Genomic DNA, 15,011 nt, shown 5'->3' with positions numbered 1-15,011 from the left:
CCGGGAGGCGCGGTCATGATGATGAAGTGCGACCCAGACACGTTGGGACGAACTTCAGGTTTTCATATTGGCGTCGGTTGAAGGCGAAACATCCCGGTCCGCGAGGTCATCTCAAGGCCATTCCGGGGTGAACTGCACAATACCAACGATATGCGGCCATAAAGCTTGGGCGCGGGCGGCAGCTAAGCCAGATTCGCCGGCGTGATCCACCAGCGGGGGTGGGCCGCTCGATGTTCAGCGGCGGCGGCGATGGCCTGATCCCCGCTCTCGAAAAGGGCGAACACCGTCGCCCCGGAGCCGGACATGCGGACCAGGCGGACTCCGCCCATAGCCTCAGCGGCGGCTATGGCCTCGCCGATGGCGGGCGAGCGGGCGACAGCCGGCGCCTCAAGGTCGTTGCGCTGCTCCACCAGCCATTCGACGACGGCGGCGGCGCTCCAGTCCGTGGGCGGTGACGGCTGGTCGGCGGCGGCGGGCGGCCCGGCGTCATAAGCGCGGTAGACCTCGCCCGTCGGCGAGGGCACGCCGGGATTGATCAGAACCGCCGGAAGCGACGGCAGGCGCGGCTCGAACGCGAGGCGGTCTCCCCTGCCCTCGGCCCAGGCGGCGCGGGCGTGCAAGCACATGGGTCCGTCGGCGCCGATGGTCGCGGCGATCTCCGCGAGCCCGTCATCGGTCAGATCAAGTTCGAGGGCGTCGCGGGCCAGCTTTAGCGCCGCGCCCGCATCCGAGGAGCCGCCGCCGAGCCCGGCCGCGATGGGCAGGCGTTTGTCGAGGGTGACGGCCAGAGGCGGTTCGCCGATGCCCGCGGCCTGCCCGAGGCCGCGAAGGGCGCGGAGGATCAGGTTGTCACCCTCGTCCTCCAGACCGGCCGCGAAGGGGCCGGTCACGGTGAGCGACAGACGGTCGGCGGGCTCAACGCTGATCCGGTCGCCGACGTCGGCGAAGGCGACGAGGCTGGCGAGCGGATGATAGCCGGCGGCGTCCACCGGGCCGACATGGAGGAACAGATTGACCTTGGCCGGGGCGAGGGCCGATCGCGTCGCCATGCGTCAGGGCTGGCTGCCGGTCGTGGGCGAGGTCGACAGGCCCGAGGCGAGTTTCTGCTCGACCTCCGCGCGGCGTTGCGGTTCTGGCTCGAGGGTCAGAACCCGGTTCCACTGCCAGCCCGCCTCGCGAAGGCGCCCGACCTGCCAATAGGCGTCGCCGAGGTGGTCGTTGATTTCCGCGTTTGCCGGTTCCTTGGCGACAGCCTGCTCCAGGGTTTCCACGGCCGTCTCGTATTGGCCGCGGCGGTACTGGGCCCAGCCGAGCGAATCCTGGACACTGGGATTGCGAGGATCGGCGGCGAAGGCGCGGGCGATCATCTCGGCGCCCTGTTCGACGCGGCGGCCGCTGTCGACCCACAGATAGCCGAGGTGGTTCAGGATTACCGGATTGTCGGGGGCCATCTGCAGGGCGGTCCAGAGTTCGGCCTCGGCCTCCTCGGTGCGGCCGAGTTGTTCGAGCGCGCGGCCCCGGTCGAAGCGGATCTCGACCGACTGGTCGGCCGTGTTCACGGTCGGCCGGTTGAGGACGGCGAGGGCCTCCTCGTAACGCCCCAGATTGAAATACTGGTTGGCCAGCAGGCGCGACACCACGACCTGATCGGGCGCGGCGGCGTCGGCGCGGAGGAAGGCTTCGAGCGCTTCGTCGGGACGATCTTCGTCCGCGAGGCTGACGCCGAGCCCGAGCTGCGCGCTGGCGTAGATGATGGGATTGGTGCGACCCACACGGGCGAAGGCGGTCCGCGCGGCGGCGGTCTGATGCGCCTCGTTCAGGCTTTCGGCCAGCCGGAGGGTGATGGTGTCCTCGGGGTTCAGGGCCTCGGCGAGGCGCAGATAGATGGCCGAGAGTTCGTGCACATCGACCTGCGACGTCTCCATCGCAGCGAAGGCGAAGGCGTCGGAGGCCAGCTGACGCAGCGTGGCCGGCGCGGCCGGGCGGCCGCCGTTGCGCATTCGGCGGCCCGCCGCCAAGGCGCGCGGATCGGGATCTGCACCGGCCAGCGCCGCGGTATAGACGGCCAGCGCCTCGTCGCGACGGCCCTGCCGTTCGAGGAAGCCGCCGTAGTCGACGCGGAACAGGCGCGCGCCGTCAGGCACCGCCAGCAGGGCCTGGAACTCGGCGTCGGCCTCGGCGAAACGGCGGCGGCTTTCGAGCAGGCGGGCGCGCTGATTGCGCAGGACCAAGCCGGCCGTCTCGGTCACCGGCGCCTGGACCGGTTGAAGCGCCGTGGTCCAGTCGCCTCCCGCCGCAGCGATCGATGGCAGCAGATAGCGCGAAACCGGGCCGTAGGGGTCCGGGAAGGGTCCGGCCTGCATCAGAGCCAGCGCCGCTGCGCCGTCTCCGTCACGCAGCGCGCGGGTCACCGTGGCCAAACGACCCGCTCCGGCGAACAGGGGTGTCTCCGAGACAGAGGGCGTGAGCCGCACGACCTCGTCGATGTCGCCGGAGAACAGGCTGGCGAGGAAGGCCTCCCCGCCCAGCTGCGGCTGTTCCGGGGTCAGGGCCTGGCTTTGGGCCAGAAGCTCGGCGCCAACGTCGCGGTCACCGCGGAGACTGGCCACCCGACCCGAAAGGTAGAGGCCGTAGGCGGACTCGCCGTCAGCTGTGAACGGCGCCGGGGCCCAGACCGCGGGAATGGCGGGGGCAGGCGGCGCTTCGGCCGGCGTCCGGTCGGGCTCGACCACCACCGCCGGAGCTCCGTCCGGCGCGGGCTGGGCCGACGGCGGAGGGGACGCGGCGGGCGGCTCCTGCGCCATGGCGGGTGCGGCCAAGGCCAGCAGGGCGCAACCGGTCAGAAGCAGGCGAAGGGATGTGACGCGCATGGCCCGGACCCTTCCCGGATTATGCGGCGGCGGCAAGGCCTCTCGCTTACGCCCCCGTCACATTGGCCGTCACATGTTCGGATAGTTGGGGCCGCCGCCGCCCTCGGGCGTGGTCCAGACGATGTTCTGCGACGGATCCTTGATGTCGCAGGTTTTGCAGTGGACGCAGTTCTGGGCGTTGATGACGAAGCGGGGATCGGTCTTGGCCGCCTCGTCGCCATAGACGACCTCGTAGACGCCGGCCGGGCAGTAGAGACGCGCGGGCTCGCCGTATTTCGGCAGGTTGACCCGGATCGGCACGGACGGATCAAGCAGCTTCAGATGGGCCGGCTGGTCCTCGGCGTGGTTGGTGTTGGAGACGAAGACCGAGGACAGCTTGTCGAAGGACAGCTTTCCGTCCGGCTTCGGATAGACGATCGGCCTGTGCTTCGACGCGGGTTCAGTCGAGGCGGCGTCGGTCTTCTTGTGCTTCAGCGTGCCGAACAGCGAGAAGCCCCCGAACACGGTCTGGAACCACATGTCGAAAAGGCCTAGCGCCCCGCCCAGCGAGGTGCCGAACCGGGTCAGCAGGGGTTTGGCGTTCCGGACGCGCTTGAGCTCCTGATAGACCCAGCTGTTCTCGTAGGCGGTCTGGTATTCGACCAGCTGGTCACCGGCGCGACCGGCCGAGATGGCCTCATAGGCGCAGTCAGCGGCGAGCATGCCGGTCTTCATGGCGTTGTGGCTGCCCTTGATGCGCGGCACGTTCACGAAGCCGGCCGAGCAGCCGATCAGCGCCCCGCCGGGGAACGACAGCTTCGGCACCGACTGGAAGCCGCCCTCGGTGATGGCGCGGGCGCCGTAGGAGATGCGCGTCCCACCCACGAGATGTTCGGCGATGGAGGGGTGGTGCTTGAAGCGCTGGAACTCGTCGAACGGCGACAGGAACGGGTTCTTGTAGTTCAGGTGCACCACGTAGCCGACGGCGACGTAGCGGTCCCCGAAATGATACATGAAGCTGCCGCCGCCGGTGTTCTCGTCCAGCGGCCAGCCGGTGGTGTGCTGGGCTAGACCCGGCTGGTGCTGCTCCGCCGGGACCTGCCACAGCTCCTTGATGCCGATGCCGAACTTCTGGGGCTCGGCCGTGTCGCACAGGTTGTGGCGGGCCATGATGGTCTTGGCCAGCGAGCCGCGCACGCCCTCGGCGATGAAGACGTATTTGCCGTGCAGTTCGATGCCGGGCTGGAACTCGCCGGTCGGCTTGCCTTCCCGGTCGATGCCGAAGACGCCGGCGACGACGCCCTTCACCCGGCCCATGGGCTCGTCCCAGACGACGTGGCTGGCGGCCATGCCGGGATAGACCTCGACGCCCAGCGCCTCGGCCTGTTCGCCGAGCCAGCGGCACAGGTTGCCCAGCGAGGCGATGTAGCAGCCGTCGTTGTGCATCATCGGCGGCAGCAGGAACATCGGCAGCGAGGCCTCGCCCTGCGGGCCGAGGACGAGGAAGCGGTCGCGGGTGACCGGCGTTTCCAGCGGCGCGCCGCGTTCCTTCCAGTCGGGGAAGAGTTCGGTCAGGGCGCGGGGATCGATCACTGCCCCGGACAGGATGTGGCCGCCGATCTCGGCGCTCTTCTCGAGCACGGCGACGGAGATCTCCTTGCCGTCCTTTTCCGCCCGCTGCTTGAGGCGGATGGCGGAGGCGAGGCCGGCGGGGCCGCCGCCGACGATGACGACATCGTACTCCATGACCTCGCGCTCGACGCCGGCCAGCGCCTCGGCAGGCGGGAGCTTGTCGATCACGGCTTCCTGCCAGGCGTTCGTCCCGCCGCCTTCGATAGCGTCCTCGGCCATGGCTGAAATCCTCGTCATCGTCAGGGTCTTGTGGGTCATGCCTTATCGGAAGGTGACGCCGGGGCGGTCAAGGACTATCCCTGTGCCGATCCGCCCATGACGCTGCACAGCCCCGACATCGCCGCGACCGAGAGCCTGCTCGCCTTCTGGCGCGATGCGGGGGTCGACGCCTGTTACGGCGACGCGCCGGTGGACCGGACGCATGTGGAGCCGCCGCCCGCCGTGAAGGCCGTGGCCAAGGCGACGGCGGCCGTGACGCCTGTCGTCGACACGGCGGACGCCCTGTCGGAGGCGCGGCGTCTGGCGGCGGGCGCGGGCACGCTGGAAGAGCTCGGGCAGGCCATCGCGATGTTCGAAGGCTGTCCGCTGCGGGGGTTGGGTGCACGGCAGGCGGTGTTCGCGCGGGGCAATCCCGAGGCCGAGGTGCTGGTCATCGGCGAAGGCCCCGGCGCGGAGGAGGACGAGCGCGGTCAGCCGTTCGTCGGCAAGGCGGGCCAGCTGCTGGACCGGATGCTGAAGGAGGCCGGGCTGGAGGGCCGTGTGTTCATCACCAACACGGTGTTCTGGCGCCCGCCGGGCAACCGGACCCCGACCCCGGCGGAACAGGCCGTCTGTGCGCCGTTCGTTGAGCGGGCTTTCGCGCTGCTGAAGCCCCGGGCGGTGCTGCTTGTCGGCGGGGCCTCGGCAAAGGCCGTGCTGGGGGTGGATGAAGGGATTCTGAAGCTGCGGGGCCAATGGCGCGAGTGGCGGCTCGCCGAGGGAAACGTCTCCGCCCCGGCCCTGCCGACGCTGCATCCGGCCTTCCTGCTGCGTCAGCCGATGGCCAAACGGCAGGCGTGGGCGGACATGTTGGCGCTGGCGGCGCGGCTCGAGAACGGCGAAGCTCGTTAACCCGGACGACGCAAAACCGCCGCAAAATGGGGTCATTCCTTGACACGGGCCGGGGCTGTGGCGCCTTTCTGGCCTGACGACCGAACGAACAGCGTCGGGTGGATCGAGTCGAGACGATCCAGATCGCGCTCTAAGGGGGGCCGCCTCAGTGCCGCTTGATATCCGCCGCGCGTTTTCCGCGCCGACGATTGCATTGGCGTTCGCCCTCGCTCTGGGGGCCGCCCTGCCCTCGCACGCCGAGGATGAGAACCGGCGGGGCGTTTCGGCCCTGAGCGCCGCGGATCGCCTGAGCTACACCACCGCCTTCGACGCCCTGCGCCGCGGAGACCTGGAGGCCGCCCGCGCCTCGGCCCGGCAGGCCAACGATCGTGTGCTTCTTGGACAGGTCGAGTTCGAACGGCTGTTTCACGCCGACTATTCGGCCACCTATGAAGAGCTGGCGGCGTGGCTGGAGGAGTATTCCGACCTGCCGTGCGCCCCGCGCGCCTACAATCTGGCCCTGCGCCGCCGTCCCGACGGCGCGCCTGAGCCGAAGCGGCCCTCGAGTGTCAGCGGCCGGACGTGGTCCAGCGTCGTTGCGGCCGGCGGCGGGGCCTCGGCGGACGATCCGACCAAGGCGGCGCGCATCGCCCTGAACCACGACGATCTGACCGGCGCGGTGACGCTGGGCGAGCAGATCGGCGACTGGTGGGTGGTCGGGTTGGCGCAGTACCGGCTGGGCGAGTTCGGCAAGTCGACCACCGCCTTCGAACGCGTGCTGAATGATCCGACCGAGGATGGCTGGGTCCGTTCGGGCGCCGCCTTCTGGGCCGCCCGGTCGGCGGGCCGCTCGGGTCAGCAGGATCGCGTGCAGCCCCTGCTCCGCCGCGCCGGAGCCTGGCCGGCGACCTTCTATGGACAGATCGCGCTGCGTCAGCTGGGCGAGGAACCCGCCATCGAGAACGTCGGGCCGACGCCGTATCAGGCCGCGCCCCTGCACCGCGCCTCCTACCAGCCGGACGAACCGGCCGATGTGGACGCCGACGAGCTGAACGCCTTCATCCGCTCGGACGACCGGGCCCGGCGGACGGTGGCCTACTATGAGGTCGGCCGGGGCACGGACGCCCGCGACGAACTGCGCACCGGCCTGCGCTCGGCCCTGACGGATCGTGGGCGCCAGCTGTGGGCCGCGCTCGGACGCGCGCTCGGTCCGCGCGTGATGGGCGTCAGCGACGACGGCCGACGCATCGACGCAGGCCGCTATCCGCAGCCCGAGATCGCGCCCGACGGCGGCTTCACCATCGAACGCTCGCTGGTCTACGCCATCGCCCGCAAGGAAACCGACTTCAACGCCCGCGCCCGGTCGCCGGTCGGCGCCTATGGCCTGATGCAGGTGATGCCGACCACGGCTGCCGAACTGGCCAACGACCGCGGGTTCGTGTCCGAGCCCGACCGGCTGTTCGATCCCGCGGTGAACGCCCGTCTGGGTCAGGCCTATGTCAACAAGGTGCTGGCGATGCCGGCGATCAACGGCGACCTGCTGAGGGTTTCGGCGTCTTACAACGCAGGTCCGGGTCCGATGGTCGCTGCCGTGCGCAAGCTGGGCCAGGACGCCGATCCGCTGCTGCTGATCGAGACCATCGATGTGCCGCAGGCGCGGGAGTATGTCGAAAAGGTCGTCGCGGCCTACTGGATCTACCAGCGTCTGAACGGCCGCCCGCTGAACACGCTGGATGCAGTGGCGTCGGGGGCGACGCTGGTGCCGCTGGCGCTGGACTATGTGCCGCCGCCGCCTTCCTCCCAGCCTGTGGAAGTGGCGTCGGCTCCGGCGACCGAGGGCTAGCCCTAGATCCCTGCGAGAAGCAGGGCCGGCAGGCAGCAGGCGATGACGATCATCAGCCCGTAGACCATCAGGCTGGGGCGGCGGGCTTGGGGCTGTTCGGCGGGCATCGACATGGCTGACCCTGAACGCTTCTGCGCATCTGGAGGTCCAGAGATACCGCCGTTGTCTTAAGGCCGGGTTCGGGCGCGCGGTTAACGCAACGCTTCCGCCGACCACTCCAGAAAGTCAGGCTGAGCCAAGAGGGCATCGCGGTAGGCGGCGGCGGTCCCGTCGTCGCCCTGGGCGGCCAGATCGACCTGGAAGTGACGGAATCGGGTGGCCACGGGCGTGAAGAAGGCGTCGGGCACAGACCATTCCCCGAACAGGTAGGGACCCCCCGCGCCAAAGCGGCCGCGCATCTGCTTCCAGAGTTCGACGATGCGGCGGATATCGCGATCGACGGCCTCGCCTTTCGGCGGCGGCGAACGATCGGGGCCGACCATGGTGTGGTCCGGACCCATGCTGCAGGCGGTGCGAAGCGCCATGAAGCCGCCGTGCATCTCGCAGGCGGCGGACCGCGCCAGCCAGCGGGCGTGGGCGTCCGAGGGCCACAGCTTGGCCTCAGGATAGCGTTCGGCGCACCAGACCGAGATGGCCATCGAGTCCCAGACGGTCTCGCCATCGACGTTGAGCAGGGGCACGAGGCGGGAGGGTGATATGCGCTCCAGCTCCGCCTGACCGGCGGGGGAGTAGATGTCGATCTCGCGGACGGTGAAGTCCGCCTTGCAGCGCTTCAGCACCAGCCACGGCCGCAGCGACCACGTCGAATACAGGCGCGGCCCGATGATCAGTTCCATGTGTCCCTCCATCGAGCGGAAGGATTAGAGCGAGCCGGCACGATCCGCCATGCCCCGGTGGGCGAGTTCACCGTGGCCCGCCACAAGCTGCGCTTGACTCGCGGCGGCCCGGGACCGACACCCCGCGCCCATGATCATCCGCTATTCCCGCCCCGCCGCCGTCGATATCTGGTCGCAGGAGACCAAATACCGGATCTGGTTCGAGATCGAGGCGCACGCCGCCACCAAGATGGCCGAGCTGGGCGTGATCCCCGCCGACGCCGCCGATGCGATCTGGGCCAAGGGCAAGGATGCGGCGTTCGACGCCGACCGCATCGACGAGATCGAACGCACCACCAAGCACGACGTCATCGCCTTCCTGACGCACGTGGCCGAGATCGTCGGCGACGAGGCGCGGTTCCTGCACCAGGGCATGACCTCCTCGGACGTGCTGGATACCTGTTTCGCGGTGCAGCTGGCACGTTCGGCGGACCTGCTGATCGAGGGTACGGACCGCGTTCTGGCCGCGCTGGAAACCCGGGCGAAGGAGCACAAATTCACGCCGTGCGTGGGGCGCAGCCACGGCATCCACGCCGAGCCGGTGACCTTCGGCCTGAAGCTGGTCGGCTATCATGCCGAATTCCAGCGGGCCAGGCGCCGCCTGCTGACGGCCAAGGAAGAGATCGCCACCTGCGCCATCTCGGGCGCGGTCGGCACATTCGCCAACGTCGATCCGGCGGTCGAGGCCTATGTGGCGGACAAGATGGGCCTGCAGGTCGAGCCGGTCTCGACCCAGGTCATCCCGCGCGACCGGCACGCCGCCTTCTTCGCGGCGCTGGGCGTCGTCGCCTCGTCGGTCGAACGGCTCGCCGTCGAGATCCGCCACCTGCAGCGCACCGAGGTGCTGGAGGCCGAAGAGTTCTTCGACAAGGGCCAGAAGGGCTCGTCGGCCATGCCGCACAAGCGCAACCCGATCCTGACCGAGAACCTGACCGGTCTGGCTCGGCTGGTGCGTTCGGCGGTGACGCCGGCGATGGAGAACGTCGCCCTCTGGCACGAGCGGGATATCAGCCATTCATCGGTCGAGCGCGGCATCGGACCGGACGCGACGATCCATCTCGACTTCGCCCTGCACCGGCTGGCGAACGTGGTCGAGCGGCTGAACATCTATCCGGCCAATATGGAGAAGAACCTGAACCTGCTGGGCGGGCTGGTTCACTCCCAGCGGGTCATGCTGGCGCTGACCCAGGCGGGCGTGTCGCGCGAGAGCGCCTATGCCGCGGTGCAGGAGAACGCCATGAAGGTCTGGCGCGGCGAAGGCCGGTTCCTCGACTTCCTGAAGGCCGACGAGCGGGTGACGCTGCCGGAGGCGCAGCTCGAGGCGCTGTTCGACATCGGCTATCACACCAAGCACGTGGACACCGTGTTCGCGCGGGTGTTCGGAAACTGACCGCATGATGATCAGCATGTTCGCCCTGCTCGCCGCCATGCTGGGCCAGGATTCGGCCGCCAATCCGGAAGGCAGGACGATCGTCAGGACTTTCGACCAGCCGTCCCGCGGGATCAGCCGATGCCTGAGGGATCTTCCCCGCGGGCGAGATTTCGCGGTCCCGGTGAGCTGTGAAGTGAACAGCATCGGCGGTCCCACGCGTTGCGAGTTCGAGCCCGACACTTCGCGGGAGCTTCGCTATGCCGCTGAATGCGCCTCGCGGGGCTACAAATTCCGTTGGGAGGACGGCCGGCCGGCAACGGGAGAACGGGTGCGTTTCACGGTCCGGATGCGGACGCTCTGAACCGCAAGCGCGCCTTCGATCCGGTCGTCGATGAGCGGACGCGGCTGCTGATCCTCGGAAGTCTTCCCGGCGACACCTCGCTGAGGGCGGGGCAGTATTACGGGCATCCGCAGAACGCCTTCTGGCGGTTGATCGGAGGGGTCATCAGGCGCGAACTGGCCGCCCTGCCCTACGAGGACCGGCTGGCCGCGCTGACGGCGGCGCGCGTGGGGCTGTGGGACGTCATCGCCAGCGCGGAAAGGCCGGGCAGCCTCGACGCGGCGATCCGGCTGCCGGAGGCGGCGGACCTGCGGGGGCTGGTCGAGGCCCTGCCGGATCTGCGAGTGGTCGCCTTCAACGGAGGCACAGCCGCGCGGCTGGGACGGGCGGTCCTCAGGGACGTCGGCGAAAGCCTCACCCTGATCGACTTGCCCTCGTCCAGTCCGGCGCACGCACGGCGGTTCGCGGACAAGGCGCTCGCGTGGTCAGTGCTGTCGCCGTGGATCGCGTGACGCGCGGGTTTGGGGAAATCGCCGCCCGGGCGCATCCTTTCGACGGCTGAGCCATATCAGTCTGTGAAGCCGTCATAGCGGCGGCGTCAGGAGGCCCTGCGATGAGAACGACCGGTACCTTGCTTGCCGTGCTGGCGTGCGCCGCCATCCTGCCGGGCTGCGACAACCGTGAGGTGCCGAAGCAAGCCGCCGCGCCGTCGGCGGCTCCCGCGCCTGCGCCCGCCACGACCGACACGGTGTTGCTCGTCGCCCAGCGCGGTCCGGACTTCACCACCCTGGTCAGCGCCCTGCAGACAGCCGAGGTGGCCGCGACCCTTGGCGGAGGCGGCCCCTTCACCGTATTCGCCCCGACCAACGCCGCTTTCGAAAAGGTGCCCGCCGAGCGGCGCGACGCCCTGACCAAGCCCGAAGGCAAGGCGGAGCTGCGGCGGTTGCTGACCTATCACATCGTCCCCGGCCGACTGGATGCGGCCGCGCTGGCGCAGCGGATTCAGGCCGCCGGCGGGTCGCTGGCGCTGACGACGATGCAGGGCGGCACGCTGACGGCGAAGACCAATCCGGACGGATCCATCGGGCTGACCGATGCGGCGGGGGGCGTGGCGCGCGTCATCGAGGCCGACATGGTCGGCTCCAACGGCGTGATCCATGGACTGGATACGGTGCTGTCGCCCGGCTAGCGGGCGGGCCGGCGGCTATTCGCCGTTGCGAATCTGCTCGCGGGCGACCGAGGACAGCTCGTCCATCTTGCGGCGGATTTCGCCTTCCGAGACGGTCAGGCCGGCGCCTTCGAGGTCCTGGGCGATCTTGCGGTAGACGTCTTCCTCGCCCGGCTGCTCGAAGTCCGCCCGGACGACCGCGCCGGCGTACTGGTCGGCCGTTTCCGGCGACAGACCCATCTTCTCGGCGGCCCACAGCCCCAGCAGCTTGTTGCGCCGGGCGATCGCCTTGAATTCCTGTTCCTGATCGAGGGCGAACTTGGACTCGAAGCCCCTTTCCCGATCGTCGAAGGTCGTCATGGGCGTCTGCAGGCTCCGTCAGGCGGCTCGTGAGGTGGCCGCGGTCGAGCAGGTCTATAGCTCCCCGGGGGGCGAACGCAACGGAAACCGGAGGGGGTCCTGCGCGCGCCGCTGTTTGTGTCGCAGCCCGGCTTCCGGTAAGGGGTGGCCGACCAATTCTCCCGCCCGCCCGATTCAGGATCGCGCCGCCCAGACCACCGTGCTGGCCGCGCGATTTTCGTTTCCGGCGAGGCCCCGCCCGGACCCGTGATGATGAACGTCAAGCGCAAGAAGCTCTACGAGGGCAAGGCCAAGATCCTCTACGAAGGCCCCGAGCCCGGCACCCTGATCCAGTATTTCAAGGACGACGCCACCGCTTTCAACGGCGAGAAGAAGGCGCAGCTCGAGGGCAAGGGTGTCATCAACAACCGCATCAGCGAGTTCGTCATGGCGCGCCTCAACGGCATCGGCGTGACCAACCACTTCATCAAGCGGCTGAACCTGCGCGAGCAGCTGATCCGCGAGGTCGAGATCATTCCGCTCGAGGTCGTCTGCCGCAACATCGTCGCCGGTTCGATGAGCCAGCGGCTGGGCATCGACGAGGGCACGCCCCTGCCCCGCTCGATCATCGAATTCTACCTCAAGAAGGACGAGCTCAACGACCCTATGGTCACCGAGGAGCACATCACGGCCTTCAACTGGGCCTCGACCCAGGAGCTGGACGACATCCTCGCCATGACCGTTCGCGTGAACGACTATCTGTCGGGCATGTTCGGCGCCGTCGGCATCACCCTGGTGGACTTCAAGATCGAGTTCGGCCGCATCTGGGAGAACGACTTCAGCCGCGTGATCCTCGCCGACGAGATCAGTCCCGATTCGTGCCGGCTGTGGGACAGCGCCACGGGCGAGAAGCTGGACAAGGACCGCTTCCGCCGCGATCTGGGCAATGTCATCGAGAGCTACACCGAGGTGGCCCGCCGCCTCGGCATCATGAAGGACATGCCGACCGTGATTCAGGGGGGGCTGCACTGATGGCCAAGGTGAAGGTTCACGTGTTCCTGAAGCCGGGCGTGCTGGACGTTCAGGGCAAGGCCGTCGAAGGCGCGTTGCACGGCCTTGGCTGGGGCGGCGTGGCCAACGCTCGCGTGGGCAAGCTGGTCGAGTTCGATCTGGACGGCGCGGCCGATCCCGCAGCCGAAGCGAAGAAGATGTGCGAGACCCTGCTCGCCAACACCGTCATCGAAAGCTACCGCATCGAGGTCGCGTGAAGCGCGGACTGAAACTGGCCATCGCCCTGTTCATCATGGTGTCCTGCGTGATCTTCGCGGCGGCTCTGGCGGGCGGGCTGATGGACGACAGCGCCTTCACGACGGCGGCGCAGCAGCAGGGACATTGAGGCCGCTCGTGCGTTAGGGTCGTTCGACGATCATTGACGAGGCGCCCATGACCTTCACCCTCAGCTCCAACGACATCACCGACGGCGGCGTGCTGCCCGACGCGCAGGTGCAGGCGAAGGGGAACACCTCGCCGCATCTGAAATGGTCCGGCGCGCCCGAGGGGACGAAGAGCTACGCCGTGACCTGCTACGACCCGGACGCGCCGACGGGCTCGGGCTTCTGGCACTGGACCGTGGCCAATATTCCGGCGGATGTGACGGAGCTGTCCACCGGAGGGCCCGTCCCGTCCGGAGCCGTCGAGGGTCGCACGGACTATGGCTCGCCGGGCTTCGGCGGCGCCGCCCCGCCGCCGGGGCATGGGCCACACCGCTACATCTTCACCGTCTTCGCCGTGGACACGGAAAAGCTGGACGTGACGCCGGACAACTCGGGCGCGGTGTTCGGCTTCAACCTGCATTTCCACACGCTGGCGAAGGCGACGATCACGGCGACGTACGAGAACACCGGCCAAGGCTGACGGGCGCCCTGACATCGCCTCCGAACGGTGCTAGAGGCGCGCCCATGAGCGCAGCCGTCATCGTCTTCCCGGGGTCAAACTGCGACCGCGACTGCAAGGTCGCGATCGAACGCTCGACGGGCGAGACCGTCCAAATGGTATGGCACCAGGAGACGGAGCTGCCGTCGGGGCTGGACCTGATCGTGCTGCCCGGTGGGTTCTCCTACGGCGACTATCTGCGCTGCGGCGCGATGGCGGTGCAGTCCCCGGTGATGCAGGCGGTGAAGAAGGCCGCGGACGACGGCGTGGCCGTGGTCGGCATCTGCAACGGCTTCCAGATCCTGTGCGAGGCCGGGATGCTGCCGGGCGCGCTGCTGAAGAACGCCGGGCTGAAATACGTCTGCAAGCCGATCAGCCTGACCGTCGCCAACGGCCAGACCCGCTTCACCGCAGGCTATCAGGGCCAGCGCGAAGTGATCATGACCCAGGGCAATGGCGACGGGAATTACTTCGCCGACGCCGAGACGCTGGCCCGGCTCGAGGGCGAGGGGCAGGTCGTGTTCCGCTATGTCGACAATCCGAACGGCTCGGTCGCGGACATCGCCGGCATCCAGAACGCGCAAGGCAATGTGCTGGGCATGATGCCCCACCCCGACAGGGCGTTCGAGGAAGAGCTCGGCTCGGCCGACGGCGCGACCCTGTTCCGCAGCGTCTTCGCCGCCGCCTGACACGCCGGGCTTGACCGCGGCCATCGCTGCGGCCGAAGTCGGCACGGATGCGTAGCGGGGGACCACCATGTTCATGAGCGAACGCCAGAAGATGATTTCTGGCCTGCCGTACGATCCCGGCGACCCGGAGCTTCAGGCCGACCAGAGCACGGCGCAGCAGTGGATGGCGCGCTACAACGCCGCCCTCGGCTCGACGCCGGCTGAACGGCGCGACCTGCTGCGCCAGCGGCTGGGCGAGGTTGGAGAAGGCGCGGTGATAGGCCCGCCCTTCCACTGCGACTACGGCTACAACATCCGGCTGGGCCGCAACGTCTTCCTCAACTTCAACTGCATCGTTCTGGATGTCTGCGAGGTCGAGATCGGAGACGGGACGCAGATCGGGCCCGGGGTGCAGATTCTAACCGCCGACCGCCCGCGTGACTTCGCCGAGCGCGCCGCCGGCATCGAGTTCGGGCGGCCGATCGTGATCGGGACCAATGTGTGGATCGGCGGAGGGGCGCTGATCCTGCCGGGCGTGACCATCGGTGACGACGCCGTGATCGGCGCCGGGGCCGTCGTCACCCGTGACGTGCCTGCGGGCGCGACCGCCGTGGGCAATCCGGCCCGGGTCAGGCGCTAGACGTCGTCGGCGCGGCGAAGCTCGCCGTCGGCCGAGCCCTGGACGCCGATCGACTGGTCCAGCGCATCGTCGTCATCCGAGTTCAGCGAGGCGCCGTCCTCCATCGTGGGATCCTCGTCGGCGGTGCGGACGCCGCCGGGGTCACGCTGGGCGTTCAGCTCGCGCTCGCCGAGGCCGAGACCCTGCTCGCGGGCCCGGTCGGCCTGGACGAAATCAGTCTCGAACACGGGCGTTTCGTCGGGGCGGTCGGTTTCGTCGGCCATG

The 15,011-nt window shown here is 68.9% G+C and carries 18 protein-coding genes; 12 read left to right on the top strand and 6 right to left on the bottom strand.

Annotation, left to right across the window (positions count from 1 at the left end):
- Nucleotides 1-182: 182 nt before the first annotated feature.
- The 3 genes from GGQ87_RS09265 to GGQ87_RS09255 all read right to left on the bottom strand — a co-directional run bounded on the left by GGQ87_RS09265 (nt 183) and on the right by GGQ87_RS09255 (nt 4,595).
- Nucleotides 183-1,049: a 4-(cytidine 5'-diphospho)-2-C-methyl-D-erythritol kinase gene (locus tag GGQ87_RS09265; RefSeq protein WP_168046794.1), complete on the bottom strand. Its 867-nt coding sequence runs from the start codon at nt 1,047-1,049 to the stop codon at nt 183-185.
- A gap of 3 nt (nt 1,050-1,052) precedes the next feature.
- Nucleotides 1,053-2,870 (bottom strand): tetratricopeptide repeat protein, encoded by a 1,818-nt coding sequence (locus GGQ87_RS09260; protein ID WP_168046792.1) that lies wholly within the window; start codon nt 2,868-2,870, stop codon nt 1,053-1,055.
- 69 nt (nt 2,871-2,939) lie between these two features.
- On the bottom strand, nt 2,940-4,595 hold the full coding sequence (locus tag GGQ87_RS09255) for an electron transfer flavoprotein-ubiquinone oxidoreductase (RefSeq protein WP_245161551.1): 1,656 nt from the start codon (nt 4,593-4,595) through the stop codon (nt 2,940-2,942).
- 201 nt (nt 4,596-4,796) lie between these two features.
- Here GGQ87_RS09255 and GGQ87_RS09250 point away from each other — a divergent pair, with 201 nt between their 5' ends.
- On the top strand, nt 4,797-5,591 hold the full coding sequence (locus GGQ87_RS09250; protein WP_168046790.1) for a uracil-DNA glycosylase: 795 nt from the start codon (nt 4,797-4,799) through the stop codon (nt 5,589-5,591).
- Between the two features lie 193 nt (nt 5,592-5,784).
- Nucleotides 5,785-7,413 (top strand): lytic transglycosylase domain-containing protein, encoded by a 1,629-nt coding sequence (locus GGQ87_RS09245; RefSeq protein ID WP_209282426.1) that lies wholly within the window; start codon nt 5,785-5,787, stop codon nt 7,411-7,413.
- Nucleotides 7,414-7,604: 191 nt separating this feature from the next.
- Here the strand turns inward: GGQ87_RS09245 and GGQ87_RS09240 are convergent, their stop codons facing one another.
- Entirely contained in the window at nt 7,605-8,249 is a 645-nt protein-coding gene (locus GGQ87_RS09240; protein WP_168046786.1) for a glutathione S-transferase, read from the bottom strand.
- 130 nt (nt 8,250-8,379) lie between these two features.
- Between GGQ87_RS09240 and purB the strand changes: the two genes are divergently transcribed.
- The 4 genes from purB to GGQ87_RS09220 all read left to right on the top strand — a co-directional run bounded on the left by purB (nt 8,380) and on the right by GGQ87_RS09220 (nt 11,189).
- Nucleotides 8,380-9,678: an adenylosuccinate lyase gene (gene purB / locus GGQ87_RS09235; protein ID WP_168046784.1), complete on the top strand. Its 1,299-nt coding sequence runs from the start codon at nt 8,380-8,382 to the stop codon at nt 9,676-9,678.
- A gap of 16 nt (nt 9,679-9,694) precedes the next feature.
- Nucleotides 9,695-10,021, top strand: coding sequence for a hypothetical protein (locus tag GGQ87_RS09230; RefSeq protein WP_168044691.1), 327 nt, complete (start codon nt 9,695-9,697; stop codon nt 10,019-10,021).
- Nucleotides 10,018-10,512, top strand: coding sequence for a DNA-deoxyinosine glycosylase (locus tag GGQ87_RS09225; RefSeq protein ID WP_245161550.1), 495 nt, complete (start codon nt 10,018-10,020; stop codon nt 10,510-10,512). The genes GGQ87_RS09230 and GGQ87_RS09225 overlap by 4 nt, the downstream gene beginning before the upstream one ends.
- Before the next feature lie 101 nt (nt 10,513-10,613).
- Nucleotides 10,614-11,189 carry a fasciclin domain-containing protein gene (locus GGQ87_RS09220; RefSeq protein WP_168046780.1) on the top strand — a complete coding sequence of 192 codons (576 nt, stop codon included), beginning with the start codon at nt 10,614-10,616 and terminating at the stop codon, nt 11,187-11,189.
- 15 nt (nt 11,190-11,204) lie between these two features.
- On the opposite strand, the gene GGQ87_RS09215 is transcribed toward GGQ87_RS09220, so the two are convergent.
- Entirely contained in the window at nt 11,205-11,528 is a 324-nt protein-coding gene (locus tag GGQ87_RS09215; RefSeq protein WP_209282425.1) for a DUF1476 domain-containing protein, read from the bottom strand.
- A gap of 252 nt (nt 11,529-11,780) precedes the next feature.
- Here GGQ87_RS09215 and purC point away from each other — a divergent pair, with 252 nt between their 5' ends.
- From purC to GGQ87_RS09190, 6 genes are all read left to right on the top strand, one after another.
- A complete protein-coding gene (gene purC, locus GGQ87_RS09210) occupies nt 11,781-12,539 on the top strand; it encodes a phosphoribosylaminoimidazolesuccinocarboxamide synthase (RefSeq protein WP_168047470.1) in 759 nt (252 codons plus the stop codon).
- Nucleotides 12,539-12,775, top strand: a complete 237-nt coding sequence (gene purS / locus GGQ87_RS09205) for a phosphoribosylformylglycinamidine synthase subunit PurS (protein WP_168046778.1) — start codon at nt 12,539-12,541, stop codon at nt 12,773-12,775. Before purC ends, purS begins: the two co-directional genes overlap by 1 nt.
- A complete protein-coding gene (locus tag GGQ87_RS15560; protein WP_280644101.1) occupies nt 12,772-12,903 on the top strand; it encodes a hypothetical protein in 132 nt (43 codons plus the stop codon). The genes purS and GGQ87_RS15560 overlap by 4 nt, the downstream gene beginning before the upstream one ends.
- Before the next feature lie 47 nt (nt 12,904-12,950).
- Nucleotides 12,951-13,421 (top strand): YbhB/YbcL family Raf kinase inhibitor-like protein, encoded by a 471-nt coding sequence (locus GGQ87_RS09200; protein WP_168046776.1) that lies wholly within the window; start codon nt 12,951-12,953, stop codon nt 13,419-13,421.
- Nucleotides 13,422-13,465: 44 nt separating this feature from the next.
- A complete protein-coding gene (gene purQ, locus GGQ87_RS09195) occupies nt 13,466-14,128 on the top strand; it encodes a phosphoribosylformylglycinamidine synthase subunit PurQ (RefSeq protein WP_168046774.1) in 663 nt (220 codons plus the stop codon).
- Between the two features lie 73 nt (nt 14,129-14,201).
- Nucleotides 14,202-14,747, top strand: coding sequence for a sugar O-acetyltransferase (locus GGQ87_RS09190; RefSeq protein WP_280644100.1), 546 nt, complete (start codon nt 14,202-14,204; stop codon nt 14,745-14,747).
- On the opposite strand, the gene GGQ87_RS09185 is transcribed toward GGQ87_RS09190, so the two are convergent.
- A complete protein-coding gene (locus GGQ87_RS09185) occupies nt 14,744-15,010 on the bottom strand; it encodes a hypothetical protein (protein WP_209282424.1) in 267 nt (88 codons plus the stop codon). The two genes, GGQ87_RS09190 and GGQ87_RS09185, sit on opposite strands and share 4 nt — an antisense overlap.
- Between the last annotated feature and the right edge of the window lies 1 nt (nt 15,011).

Source organism: Brevundimonas alba (assembly GCF_011927945.1).
Lineage (GTDB): Bacteria > Pseudomonadota > Alphaproteobacteria > Caulobacterales > Caulobacteraceae > Brevundimonas > Brevundimonas alba.
This window is presented reverse-complemented; position numbering and strand designations above follow the sequence as displayed.